This is a genomic window from Paenibacillus shenyangensis, assembly GCF_000346635.1.
Lineage (GTDB): Bacteria > Bacillota > Bacilli > Paenibacillales > Paenibacillaceae > Saccharibacillus > Saccharibacillus dauci.
On record NZ_AOIG01000005.1, the window covers coordinates 180,627 to 193,888 of the forward strand.

General features: G+C 45.3%; 14 protein-coding genes. 5 read left to right on the plus strand and 9 right to left on the minus strand.

Translation table 11 applies throughout. From position 1 onward, the window contains the following. Positions 1-255: 255 nt before the first annotated feature. The 6 genes from H065_RS0103855 to H065_RS0103880 all read right to left on the minus strand — a co-directional run bounded on the left by H065_RS0103855 (position 256) and on the right by H065_RS0103880 (position 4,329). Positions 256-927 (minus strand): deoxynucleoside kinase, encoded by a 672-nt coding sequence (locus tag H065_RS0103855; RefSeq protein ID WP_017811702.1) that lies wholly within the window; start codon positions 925-927, stop codon positions 256-258. After that, positions 905-1,546, minus strand: coding sequence for a deoxynucleoside kinase (locus H065_RS0103860; protein WP_017811703.1), 642 nt, complete (start codon positions 1,544-1,546; stop codon positions 905-907). The genes H065_RS0103855 and H065_RS0103860 overlap by 23 nt, the downstream gene beginning before the upstream one ends. A gap of 250 nt (positions 1,547-1,796) precedes the next feature. Beyond that, the gene (locus H065_RS0103865; RefSeq protein WP_017811704.1) at positions 1,797-2,189 is read right to left on the minus strand and encodes a response regulator; all 393 of its coding nucleotides are present in this window, start codon (positions 2,187-2,189) and stop codon (positions 1,797-1,799) included. 149 nt (positions 2,190-2,338) lie between these two features. Next, the gene (locus H065_RS0103870) at positions 2,339-3,022 is read right to left on the minus strand and encodes a Na-translocating system protein MpsC family protein (protein ID WP_238557874.1); all 684 of its coding nucleotides are present in this window, start codon (positions 3,020-3,022) and stop codon (positions 2,339-2,341) included. A 175-nt stretch (positions 3,023-3,197) separates the two neighbouring features. Further along, positions 3,198-3,875, minus strand: a complete 678-nt coding sequence (locus tag H065_RS0103875; protein WP_026136024.1) for a Na-translocating system protein MpsC family protein — start codon at positions 3,873-3,875, stop codon at positions 3,198-3,200. Positions 3,876-3,945: 70 nt separating this feature from the next. After that, positions 3,946-4,329, minus strand: coding sequence for a response regulator (locus H065_RS0103880; RefSeq protein ID WP_017811707.1), 384 nt, complete (start codon positions 4,327-4,329; stop codon positions 3,946-3,948). Positions 4,330-5,020: 691 nt separating this feature from the next. Between H065_RS0103880 and H065_RS0103885 the strand changes: the two genes are divergently transcribed. Beyond that, entirely contained in the window at positions 5,021-5,368 is a 348-nt protein-coding gene (locus H065_RS0103885; RefSeq protein WP_017811708.1) for a DUF805 domain-containing protein, read from the plus strand. Positions 5,369-5,430: 62 nt separating this feature from the next. On the opposite strand, the gene mnmH is transcribed toward H065_RS0103885, so the two are convergent. Next, positions 5,431-6,480: a tRNA 2-selenouridine(34) synthase MnmH gene (mnmH, locus tag H065_RS0103890; protein WP_017811709.1), complete on the minus strand. Its 1,050-nt coding sequence runs from the start codon at positions 6,478-6,480 to the stop codon at positions 5,431-5,433. A 93-nt stretch (positions 6,481-6,573) separates the two neighbouring features. Beyond that, the gene (gene selD, locus H065_RS0103895; RefSeq protein ID WP_017811710.1) at positions 6,574-7,626 is read right to left on the minus strand and encodes a selenide, water dikinase SelD; all 1,053 of its coding nucleotides are present in this window, start codon (positions 7,624-7,626) and stop codon (positions 6,574-6,576) included. 239 nt (positions 7,627-7,865) lie between these two features. On the opposite strand from selD, the gene H065_RS0103900 reads away from it, so the two are divergent. After that, positions 7,866-8,933, plus strand: a complete 1,068-nt coding sequence (locus H065_RS0103900; RefSeq protein ID WP_017811711.1) for a permease — start codon at positions 7,866-7,868, stop codon at positions 8,931-8,933. 109 nt (positions 8,934-9,042) lie between these two features. Here H065_RS0103900 and H065_RS0103905 read toward each other — a convergent pair whose 3' ends face one another. Then, positions 9,043-9,390 carry a DUF4181 domain-containing protein gene (locus H065_RS0103905; protein ID WP_238557876.1) on the minus strand — a complete coding sequence of 116 codons (348 nt, stop codon included), beginning with the start codon at positions 9,388-9,390 and terminating at the stop codon, positions 9,043-9,045. Positions 9,391-9,700: 310 nt separating this feature from the next. Between H065_RS0103905 and H065_RS0103910 the strand changes: the two genes are divergently transcribed. The 3 genes from H065_RS0103910 (at position 9,701) to H065_RS26825 (ending at position 13,223) form a co-directional block, all read left to right on the plus strand. Continuing rightward, on the plus strand, positions 9,701-10,948 hold the full coding sequence (locus tag H065_RS0103910) for a stalk domain-containing protein (RefSeq protein ID WP_017811713.1): 1,248 nt from the start codon (positions 9,701-9,703) through the stop codon (positions 10,946-10,948). A gap of 339 nt (positions 10,949-11,287) precedes the next feature. Then, positions 11,288-11,794, plus strand: a complete 507-nt coding sequence (locus tag H065_RS0103915; protein ID WP_026136025.1) for a sigma-70 family RNA polymerase sigma factor — start codon at positions 11,288-11,290, stop codon at positions 11,792-11,794. Further along, entirely contained in the window at positions 11,787-13,223 is a 1,437-nt protein-coding gene (locus H065_RS26825; RefSeq protein ID WP_017811715.1) for an anti-sigma factor, read from the plus strand. The genes H065_RS0103915 and H065_RS26825 overlap by 8 nt, the downstream gene beginning before the upstream one ends. The last annotated feature ends 39 nt before the right edge of the window (positions 13,224-13,262 follow it).

Consider the following 13,262-nt stretch of genomic DNA (forward strand, 5'->3'; position numbering starts at 1 on the left):
ATCATAGATGACATAATTGTGCTGTTTGTATATATTGAATGGATCGATTTCACCGTTTTTAAAAGAGACTTAGCTATTTAATTATTCGGCGTTTGTGACCATAATATTTAGGTCTATAGTCGCAAAACTTACAGAATGACGTATATCCATCCTCTGCATGGGATCAATACAGCAAAAAAGCCTGTTCCATAGCGGAACAGGCTTCGAATATTGTAATCAAATAAATATACGGTGGATAGCAGCTGTACATTGCAATTATGCCAGTGTACCGTTCAAGCGGGTCTGACGGGATGCAGCAATAATGCGGCTAACTTCAGTCAGTATGCTATCCATGGAAGATGGATCGTTCACATCATACTCATCAATATTCAGGCGCAGAACCGGACAGGCACTGAATTCTCCGATCCAGGATACATACCGTTCATGCATCTGTTCCCAGTAAGACACATCTGTCTCGATCTCCATCTGGCGTCCGCGCAACTGAATACGATTCAGGATCGACGGCAGGCTGCCTTCCAGATAGACCAGTACATCCGGATGAGGGAAATAGGGAGTCATCACCATTGCCTGGAACAGGCTGGTATATGTCTCGTAATCGGTAGCAGACATGGTTCCTTTATCAGCATGCATTTTGGCGAAAATGCCGGTATCTTCATAGATCGAGCGATCCTGTACATAACCGCCGCCTGCTTCAAAAATATGCTTTTGTTCCTTGAACCGTTCGGCGAGGAAGTAAATCTGCAGATGGAAGCTCCAGCGTTCAAAGTCGTGATAGAACTTCTCCAGATACGGATTATGATCGACTTTTTCGAGGGATGTCTTGAAGTTAAGGCGCTCTGCCAGTTTCGCAGTCAGTGTAGACTTGCCGACCCCTACCGTTCCGGCAATCGTGATCAGCGCATTTTCAGGTATGTTGTATTCGTTCATGTATAAGCTCCTTTAATTGAGAGGCAATCGTATGGAACTGCTCCCGGTTTTCCACAAAATCAACAGCATTGCCATCAATGGTAATAATTCTCGTCTCTGGCTCACGCAGAGCAATCGAAGCCATCGCTTCATCGTAATCAGCCATCAGCTGTTCCAGATATGCTGTATCCATCGCTTCTTCAAAGACCCGTCCACGTTTCTCGATTCGGGCCAGCAGTGTATCCAGGCTCGCGCGGATATAGATGATAATATCCGGCTTGGGCAGATCATCGGTTAGTACATGATAGATCTGACGGTATTTGTCCCGCTTGACCCCTTTGAGCGTACGCTCGGCAAAGATCATATTTTTGTAAATATGGTAGTCCGAGATCACCGGCTGATTTTGGGAAATGTACTGTACGCCGGTATCTTCCAGCTGCTTGTACCGATTACAGAGGAAAAACATTTCCAACTGGAAACTCCATTCATCGATATTGTCATAAAATTTGCCGAGAAAAGGATTCTCTTCGACGATTTCCTTGATAATAGGGAGATTCAGCTCTTCCGCCAGCATGGAAGACAGGGTTGTTTTGCCAGCACCGATTGGACCTTCTACGGCGATAAACGGGGGTTGTGTCATGGGTATGAATGTCCTTCCTGTATTACATGTTCGTTAATAGACTTTATGTATTGTATCACGAAATGAATTGGGGACAATATGAATTTATCCAAAAATAAATACAGGAAGTGTGATATTCGTTCACGCTCCCTGCAAAGCACCTCGATAAATGTCGCAACAAGTAAACTAGGTCAGATATCTGTCTATCTCATTTATTTAAATGTTGCAATTTTTGTCTACAGATGCAGCACTTTCACACAAATTGCAACATTTATAATTCGGCATCCATCACATGTATATTCATCCAGTTGATCAGATTTTTCATATCAATCGGTTTGGTAATATAGCGTTCGAATCCAGCTTCTTTTCCTTTGCGAATATCACTGCTTAGCGCACAGGCAGTAACAGCCCAGATCGGAATCCCGGAGGTGCATTCATGATTTTGAAAATATTGCAGGATCTCGTATCCATTTATATCCGGCAGCAGAATATCCACCATAATCAAAAATGGACGATGCTTGAGTGCCAGCTCAATTCCCTGCTTGGCTGTAGTCGCTTCCAGCAAAGTTAATTCCGGAAACTTTTTTTTGAAAATAAGATGCATCGTTAACGTACTCAGTGGATCATCCTCAATATACAAGATTTCTTTTGAAGCTGAATTCAATTTATTCCCTCCTCTCGGCAAAATAAAAAGACCGAAGAGAAAGAACGAAAGGTTCTTTTTCTCTTCGGCCTATCTCAGCGCATATAATGTCTGAAAGGTATTACCGACGTATTCAGTTCTTAATACTTCATACTCATCGTGCACTCTACCTATTCAAAAATATATACGATAACACTATGATCCTGATCAAAGCTCCAATCGACATACATATCTGCAACGCTTTGTCCCAGCGTATTTTCGAGCTCAACAGCCTGCATGAGCATTCGCTTTTCCAGCCTGCGTTTGGCTGTTTTCAGCAGATTGCCCTGTCCCAGATGAATTAGTTCTTTCTCAATCAGTATGAGTATACCCTGTCGAAAGACGACTAATGTTTTGGGATTGACCCACCACGAGGTAATCATTTCCGGCGCTTTTTGCACATGCCGGGTCACTTCGCTGATCTGGGCATGTATAGCGTCTCTGCCTTCATATTCAAGAGTATCCTTCCAGCCGGCATCCAGCAGACCAACAATAATCCCGGAAGCATTATGCGTTCCCCAATCATAATACATATCGGTAACTTCCGTCTCCAGATGTTCCTGCAAAAAAGCTCTGAGTTCGGGCAGCATGGATTTCATAACCAGCTCTCGTGTATATCGGAATGCCTCTTCCTCTTCCTGACTCAGCAGAAAATTCTCCACCGGACTGATAAATTCGCGCAGATGAAAAATAATGCACTGATCGTTGAGGGCAATGTTTACCGATTGTGGACCTTTACCAAACCGATTACGTAACAGCTTGGTCGTAAAGCTGGTGGCCTGGCTGATAAACTGCCTATACTTCAATACGTACACCCCCATAGGATATAGAAAGGGAAGACTCATGATCCGTCGGGGTTAGATACAGTGCTGCTTAACTTCGGAATCCGAGTAATCAATCTCCAGTATACTCTACCTGATACGAATAAGCGATTTTTTTCACTAAACGCACCCAGAAAGCCTAATGGTCATGAATACATGGGCGAGTCTATCAATTCTCGAACGTATAAATGATCACGCTGTGGTCATGATCGAAGCTCCAGTCCACATACAGATCCGATACCTTTTTATGAAAAATCTGTTCAACCTGTACATATTCCTCCAGCAGCGTTTTCTCCAGCTTGCCTTTGGTCATCCGCAGCCTGTTCTCAAAGCCCAGACCGATAAATTCCTTTTCCAGCAGAATTGTCAGACCTTGGCGAAAAATAAAGAGTGTCCTCGGATTGATCCACCAGGAATCGATCCAGGCTGGAGGCTTTTGCAGTTCGCTGGTCACTCGGATAATCTGCTGATGCAGCTGTTCTTTGCCTTCATAATCCGAAGTTATTTCCCGATCGGTGCGCAGCAGGCCGACCACAACCCCGGAAGCATTGTAGAGTCCCCAGTCATAGTGCATATCCTTGACTTCCAGCTGCAGTTCCTCATGGAGAAAAGTGCGCAGCTCGGGCAGCAGCGACTTCATAATCAGCTCACGGGTATGTCGAAAAGCCTGCTCTTCTTCCTGGCTCAGCAAAAATTTCTCAACCGGACTCAGAAAGTTCTTCAAATGCAGGACGATACACCGGTCGCACAGATAAATAGAGACCGATTCCGGCCCCTTGCCGAATCGGTTCCTTAATAATTTAGTGGTATAACTGGTGGCTTGGGTGATTATATTTTTGTGGTTCAATGCTTATTACACACTCCCAGCTAAATTGGTAGGATACAACCGTTATTCAGTTGGGATATATCTGCATCACTTAGATTGCTATATCCATCCGTATCCGTTGTATGAATTGTTCAAGGTCAATCGGTTTGGTAATATAACGGTTGAATCCAGCCTGTATTCCTTTGGCAATCTCGTCATTAAAAGCACAAGCACTGATTGCCCAGACAGGGATACCGCAGGTATCGGGACAAGATTGCAGAACAGGAAGAATATCATACTGATGTTCTACCGGAAATTCAATATCGATCATAATCAGTACAGGCTTGTGAACGCGAGCCATTTGTATACCACTAGCAGTGTCCTCTACTTCCAGCAGTGTCAAATCAGGCAGCTTTTTTCGGAACAATGATCGCATTAGTGCCAGATTTATACGTTCGCTTCCGATATAGAGGACGTGTATCTTGTCTTGCTCCAATTATAATCATCCTTTCAAAAAAAATAGACCGAAGAAAGGGGTTGTGCATTCCACCCATTCCCCGGCCTAATTTCAGCGCATGCACCATGTCTGAATTATTACCGAACAGCTATTTTTTTTATTTCTTAATCGTTTTATTGTAAATGCATATAAATATATGATAATTAGAGCTCCAGTAGATTCAAGTATCTGACGCCTCCTGTGAAGCGCCTATCCTGATAGTACTGCTTATGCAGAATTTTATTCAGCCTTACGCCTAGGTGAATGTGGCTATTATTCTATCCCGATGCTATGGTTCTTTTTCCAGCAGTACGGTTATACCCTTTCGAAAGATGACCATGGTGACGGTATGGACCCCTGATGAGTCGATAGAAGAAGCGCACTTCTGCATTAACCTTCCCTATTCATAATATAGCTCATTCACGCCAAGATTTAAATGTTACTATAAAAATTATTTGATTCGTAAGGTATGATTTATGAGTTCATTTCTCCTTACGGTTCTGCAAAGAACTGTTATGCATGCTTCCGATACATACATGAATTGACACACTCTATTATAAGAGTAAAACAAATTAGCATATTATTCAATTCGCGTATGATTAAATTCTGCTTCTTCCAGCTATTCCAATTTCCTTTTATTTATGTTACTAATTAGTAGCTTAATTCATTTTATACATAAGGGGATACTTAAGTGAGCTGGTATATTTCTGTTTTAAAAAATTATGTTGGCTTTCGGGGGAGAGCCAGCCGATCTGAATTCTGGATCTTTTGTCTGATCAGTACGATAATTACTATAGCCTTGTTAATTATTGATGCTATTCTGGGAACTGAACGATTTATTGCTTCCCTTTATCATCTGGCTGTAACCTTGCCTACTCTTGCTGTTTTGATCCGCCGACTGCATGATACCGGACGCAGTGCATGGTGGTATCTGCTTGTACTCATTCCTATTGTCGGTATTATTGTACTGCTCATATTTTGCAGCCAGGATGGTCAATATGATGAGAACGTATATGGCACCAATCCCAAATATAGCTAACCATCCAATCCAAAAAGCGGCTTTTTACCATGTTTATTTCATAAAGATAACTACTATCGGGCTCAGCTTTGTACTGTATTCGGTACGCTTGCCAGATATTCTTTGATCTTCCCGACAGCTTCATTTACATTACCGGCCTGAATGATAACACGCTGGGTATCTTTCATTTTGTCCGCGGAATACTGATATTTGGGATCATAATAATATTCCAGCAGTAGAGCAATAGCCTGCTCATACTGATCTCCATGCAGCGCTTCTTCGATCTGCACACCGATCGGCTGATGAATATGCGCCTTGATCCGCTCAAAAGCAGACAGACATTCTTCCTTGTGCTCAGCCGGACGATAATCTTCCATAATATGCCGTACACGTTCAGCCATCGGCAGCTCTACCCACAGATGCACACCCTGTTCTTTTTTATCCAGCAAAAAGGCAGGTACTTCGACCTTGCCGATACGCCGGCTTTCGGCTTCAAACAGAATATACGGAGCCTGACCGATTTCATTCAACCGCTCAATCAGCAGGGAATCAAAAGCTTTCTGGTTATTCACCTGCAGACCGATTCCGCCAAATACAGATCCACGGTGACCAGCCATTCCTTCCAGGTCAATAACCGGATACCCTTCTCGCTGCAGCTTTTCCAGCATCAGTGTCTTGCCGTTACCGGTATGTCCGTTCAATACAAATGCCGGTGTATTCAGCTGCAGCTGACCGAGTTCTTCCACGATCCACTGCCGATAAGCACGTACACCGCCGGCTAACCGATACGTCTGTACACCCATCAAGGACAGTACAGTCGCTGTTGTCTTGCTGCGCATTCCGCCCCGCCAGCAGAAGACCGCCTTTGGTCCTTCAATCTGCTGGAATTTAGCGATAAAATCAGGCAGTTTGGCTGAGGCAATCTCGAGACCGCGCGTTTTGGCCTGTTCGGTACCGACCTGCTTGTAAAGGGTACCGACTTCAGCACGTTCTTCATCGTTGAACAACGGTATATTCATACTGCCGGGAATGGTCGCATTCCGGTATTCCGATGGCGAGCGCACATCAATCGTAGTGATTTCTCCTCTGGCCCGTTTCTTCAGCAGTTCTTCTATGGTGATATCCTGAAACAAAACCATCCGCTCCTTAGTTGTCGAATTACGTGGGGAAAGTCATTTCTTTACTACTTTTATTTTTAATTCCACTTTTACTTTTCAAAGAATAAATTAGATCTGTACCTGAATATGACCAGGGTGCTGGTCGGTCACTTCGCCGATATGCGCCGCTTCTACACCTGCAGCGAGCAGATCGCTCAGTAGCTGGGCAGCATCCTGTTCGGCAACTGCGATCAGCAGACCACCGGATGTAACGGCATCGCACAGAATCCATTGGTCGATCTGATCCATATCTGCCGGGAAAGTCACATCGCCTTCGAGATGGGCATAATTGTTTTTGGTACCGCCCGGTACAAAGCCATTTTCTGCCAGTTCGCGTACACGCGGCAGCACAGGCACCTGACTTTGACGAATCACAATACCGTTGCTGCTACCTTTAGCCATTTCAGAAGCATGACCGAGTAGACCGAATCCGGTCACATCGGTGCAAGCATGCACTTCATACGCATCCATCGTCTCGGCTGCGGTTTTGTTCAGCGTACTCATCACCTGAGTAACGAGGGCAATTTCCTCTTCGCTAAGCTGATCTTTTTTGACGGAAGTTGTCAGGATACCGACGCCAATCGGCTTGGTCAGGATCAGATGATCACCCGGCTTGGCTCCTGCGTTGGTACGAACACGATCCGGATGGACTGTACCGGTCACGGCCAGGCCGAATTTAGGCTCCTTGTCATCGATCGAATGACCGCCAACGAGGGTTACGCCTGCTTCGGCCATCTTGTCCCCGGCACCGCGCAGAATATCGGTCAGGATCTGCTTGTCCAGCGTATGAATCGGAAATGCCACAATATTCAGCGCTGTCAGCGGCTTGCCGCCCATGGCATAAATATCACTAATCGCATTCGCTGCAGCGACCTGTCCAAAGGAATACGGATCATCAACGATCGGGGTGAAAAAGTCCAGTGTCTGCACAATAGCCAGATCATCGGTAAGCCGGTATACCCCTGCATCATCGCTTGTATCCAGGCCTACGAGCAGATTCGGATTGGGGATGGCCTGTGGCAGATTACGCAGTACCTGAGCCAGATCGGCAGGTCCGATTTTGCAGCCGCAACCGCCTTTGGAAGAAAGTGAAGTTAATTTGATTGCATCGGTAGATGACATATATTATCGTTCCTTTCGGGTATAGGGTTTGTACAGTATCTATAGAAGACAGCAGAAGCGTCGGTGATCTCCTGCTGTCCTTGGAATATTGCTTTAGAACAGCACTTTATTAATTATACCACTAGCCCGGCAAATAATTCGATGCAGCTTGCGTTTCGGCTTATATTTTTATGCTATAATTTACACCTGTGATCTGCTTGTGCAGCTCATTTATTGATATTTTAATCAGGAGGAACAATATGCACACAACGGATTCAGGCTTACGCCAGCCGAACAAAAAAGTGATCTGGCTGGTCGTCGGCTTTTTGGTTATTGTCATTGCAGGGCTGATGTATGTGAAATGGTGGCCCTATTACCATAAAGCGTTCAAAGCTGCTGCCGATCATTCTATCGGAGCTTCGATTCTGGGAGACTCTACCGGAGGCGCTCCATCGTGGGAAGCGGCATGGGGATATGCGGTAGTCTATTTCAAAGCCGTCTGGAAAGCCGCGATTCTCGGTATCCTGCTCGGTTCGCTGCTGCAGGTTATGCTGCCGGCTCAATGGCTGCTGCGTGTACTCGGCAAAGCGGACTTTCGCAGTACCGCACTGGCGGGTGTCGCTTCACTGCCAGGTATGATGTGCAGCTGCTGCGCAGCCCCGATTGCTGTCGGCATGCGCAAAAAACAGGCTTCTGTCGGCGCCAGCCTGGCGTTCTGGATCGGTAACCCGACTCTCAATCCGGCGACACTGGTCTTTATGACCTTTGTGTTGTCGTGGAAATTCACGCTGCTGCGTCTCGTGTTTGGACTGATTCTTGTTTTCGGCGTTAGCTATCTGGCAAACCGGTTCGTTCCTGCCGAGAAGCTGCCGGATGAGATGAAGATGGATGATCCCAATGCAGCGCCTCCGGCAGCACCGGAACAACCGCTGATGGTACGCTGGGGCAAGAGTATTCTGAATATGCTGATCAGCATCGTACCTGCTTATATCATATTCGTATTGCTGCTCGGTGCAGCTCGGGTATGGCTCTTCCCTTCAATGGATATCGCTAGCGGCAACAGTCTGCTCGCTATCGCCGGATTCGCACTGGCCGGTATGCTGTTCGTTATTCCGACAGCAGCAGAGATTCCGATTGTGCAATCTTTTATGAGTCTGGGGCTTGGCGCAGGACCAGCTGCAGCACTGATGCTGACCCTGCCAGCCATCAGCCTGCCGTCCATGCTGATGATCGGACGCGCTTTCCCGCTCAAAGTCACGCTGTTCGTCGCGGGTTCCGTCGTTGTACTTGGTATCGTTTGCGGACTGGTCGGTATGTTCGTTTTATAACTCGTTCTATAATTGTATTCCGCTATGCCAACAGCCTGCTTCAGTATAAATCTGAAGCAGGCTGTTTTTTGTTGAAACGCCAGGCAGTGGCATATGTTGATGTAATTATCTAATCTATAAAAACCAAAAGCCCGCATACATACAAAATTCCGATGACCGACACGATTAATGTAACGATATATTGTCTGGAATGCGGAAAATATTTCTTTTCCAATCCGACCTGATAAGCACTTAGCAAAACAATCAATCCTACGACAATTATCAGATAAAATTTGAAATTCTCGTACAGCGGCGGCATTCCTGGAATCATCAAGAGAACGATAATAACAGCTGCATATATGACATTGCCGACTATCATGGCTTTTCGGCCAGCCGATTGCATAATATTCTGTTTCTCGATATGCAGGTATTTGTGGGCAAGACGCGGGATTACATAGTTAATCAGAACTATAATCAAAATAGTGATCGCAGGTATCATGACATCCTCCTGTTTTCTATGTATTTACAACTGTATTCATGCCACCTTTTTGTGTCTGCTCTCTTTTACTTTATGACAAAATTATCATTCTGCTGTGAGAAACAATTCATCCATATTTTAGTACAATAGTATAGTGATGCTTCTTTTACAGATACATTCCATATATATTACCGGTATGTACAGTAAGACTTTTGAATTTGTACGATTACTTTTATTGTTCTCTTCCCCACATTTGTACATGCCTGGCCCTAGCAGTATACCAATATAGAATAGACAGGAGCAATTTCACATGAACAATATACTTAAATTAGCACTATGCAGCAGCCTGCTGTGTACCGGCGTTACGAGCAGCTCTTCGCTCAGTACGGTCACTCATGCAGCTGCGCCTCAGGTAAGCATTACACTGGACGGATATAATCTGCCTTTCCCGGTCGCTCCAACAATAGTCAAAGGAACCACAATGGTGCCGTTTCGTGCAATCGCTGAAGCGCTGGGTATTCCGGTATCCTGGAATCAGGCCAGCAAGACTATTACCGCCAGCGGTTCCGGCAACAAAAAGGTCATACTTACCATGAATAGCACGAACGCGACAGTAGATGGTCAAAAGGTTACACTTGCCGTTGCTCCGCAGACGATTAATAACAATACGATGATTCCGCTGAGCTTTTTCAGCCAGCAGTTTGGTGCAGATGTGAAATGGGATGCCTCCAACCATACCGTATCGATCACCTCTCCAGTAGAGGATTTGTATACACTGGGATTTTACGCAATTTCCTCCTATGATGAGCGCGCGATGATACCTGACTTTGACAGCGTAGCTTATGGCTGGAGCCGAATTACGACAGAAGGCAAATTTTCTACTTCCAATACGGAATTCAAATGGCCACAGTCAGCTGGCAGCGATACGCCGGAATCCATGATCCAGAATGCCACTGCACAAGGTACTTCTCCATATCTAATGGTCTATTCGGTAGACGGACATGGGGAACTGACCAAGAATCTGGAAAATCCAACCCTGCAAAACCAGACAATCCAGTCCATTATCGATACAGCTACCAGCAAAGGATTCAAAGGAATCGTACTGGACTTTGAAGGACTTGGCTGGAGTGGTGACAAAGCCAAAGCGCAGTCGGATTATAACGCCTTTGTCAAAAATATAGCTGCCAAAGCACATCAGCAAGGACTCAAACTGACGCTGGCCCTGCACCCGCTGAACAGCTCCTATACCGGTTATGATTACAAGACGCTCGGCACGCTGGCCGATGATCTGATCATCATGGCTTACGATTATACCGATAAAAAAAGTCCGGAACCCACTGACAAAGTCGACAATGCCATTCAGCTGGCTCTGAAGCAGGTCGATCGCAGCAAGCTCATCCTCGGCATCTCCCTGAGCAGCGAAGACGAGAAATCGGTCAATACCAAAATCGGTCTCGCCAAACGCTATGACCTTAAAGGTGTCGCTATCTGGCGTCTTGGCATTATCGGACAAAAAGCGATGGATGCGATGCACGAATCAGTGGAATTTAACAAGTAAGATAGAAATAAGACAAGTATGACTAGATTACGTTGGACGAATTGGATGGAGCAGCTAGAATAACAGGCTGTATAAGTTCAATAGATTGAATAAGCATGATATGGTATAGCGTCCGCGTAGCACGAAGAAATAAATTCTTGTTGGAAAACAATAATGACTACTAGATAGATGTAGATCAGGGCGGTGAGAATTCACCGTCCTGTTCCTGCATAGCTGTATGCTCGCTCCTATCTCTCTATACATATCTGTATGCGATTACGATTCTAAAATAAATACAAATCTCCCTGTTAAATATGTAACATTTTCCAGTTTCATACGTGGTTACAGTGAAAGGAGGTTATGGTGTCCAAATATCTGGATCAATTATACAGACAGTATACCCATGACATCTATCGATATCTGTACTCGCTCAGTCGCAATCATCATACAGCGGAAGATCTGATGCAGGAGACTTTTTACCGGGCTTATCTGTATCTGGAAGTGTATAACGGCGAAAAGGTAAAACCATGGCTATTCCGGGCAGCCTATCATGCTTTTATCGATGACCAGCGCAAGCGTAAACGGCAGCAGGTGCAGGAGCCAGCCTTTTTCGACCAGATCACCGATTCGCAGACTTCTCCTGACAATCAACTGATTGAGCAAGAGCAAATCCATCTGGTCATAACTCAACTCGATCAGCTGCCTATAATGCAAAAGCAGGCCGTGCTGCTGTATGACTTTCACCAGTTCTCTTATCAGGAATCTTCAGAGATTATGGATATCTCTTTAGCCTATTTCAAGGTACTACTATTCCGCGGAAGGCAGCGAATACGCGATTTCAATCAGGGCGGTGAATACGATGAATGACTCATTTAGACAAAAACTCCAGGATTATTATGACGGCAAACTATCCGAAGAACAGCGTGCCGAAGTAGAACAGGAATTGGACAACCTGGAGCAGTATCAGCAGTATATTGACGAACAATTGGATCGGGATCAACCACATACCAATGACCATTTGAATCAGACGAAGCACTATACGAATGATCAGCAGCCAAATGAACATTCGCAGCATACGGATACGGATGAACCGTTGAATCAAGCTCATTTCGAACAGCACGAGGATACAGAGGAACTGCTGAATGAAGAGAAGTACAGAAATATAGAGAAACAACCGAAGTCGCAAACGCGGCACTCGCCTACTACAGATACCTCAGCACAGCCGTCTCCCGAAAATAAAGCGCTAAAACCTGCCTTTATGCGTCGATATGGGCAGCTCTATATGGATGACCGGATCGACCAGAAAAAGATACGACGGATTATGAGGCGCAGCAAGTGGCGTTCACGCTCCGGTACAGCAGGGATTGTCATTGGAGCTTTTTTTGCTTTTATTTTCGTATGTACCATCTTCAATATTTTTTTCTATGGGATTCAAGAGGGTGGTCGTATCGATACTTACCGTGATGTGATCCGTTCCGCGATTGCGGTGACACAGCCCAATGTATCGCTGGAGAGTGCGGGTGCCAATGTCGATACAACCGGTCTACATATCAAAGGAGCAATGGAAAAACAGATCGGCAGCAGCCGGGTCAAAATTGCGGATTATACGGTGGATATCTCGTTTAATTTTGCACGTACGTATCATACCGACTGGTTCGTAGAAGTCACGCCACCGCCTTTACCTTTTCAACCTCCAGGAGCAGATGTATCCAATGACAGTGCAGCTGCCTGGAAACGACTCGAACATCTGCCAGAGGGTACGGTAGTTGAAGCTTATATTAGCTTTGATCAATATTACAGCACAGACCAGGCACTGCAGTTATTCAAGGATAAAAAAATGAAGCCACTCTGGCTGGCTGTACGTCCCGGAAGCGAGGCTGATATGAATGAGCCTGGTTCCATATGGAATTACATGATTGGATTCCCGTATGATCCAATATGGCATGATTCGGATCGGACCCTGCTTCATCAAAGTGAAGAAAAGATCGGCTGGTTCAGCAGCACAAGCAGTTCCAGCTACAGCTATCCGAATGTGCAGGCCTATGGAAGTGGTGATATACGTAACAAGAATTTTCTCAATACGCTGCGTTTGATCCAGCCTTATAAAGGAATACTCCGCGCGCCTGCTCCTTTTTATGATTTTGATGGGATTATCCATTATATTGAGCAAAATGGTGTACAGATCTACGGCATGGCGGTAACCGGGCCAACCAAAGAAGTACTAAAGCTAAAAAAAGAACCGTTTGCCAGCCGGATTCAGATCGGAGAAGTTCGGTTGTGGAACTGGGAAGAATAGTATGGATCGTAAATAAAGAAGCACCGCAAACCAATGTTT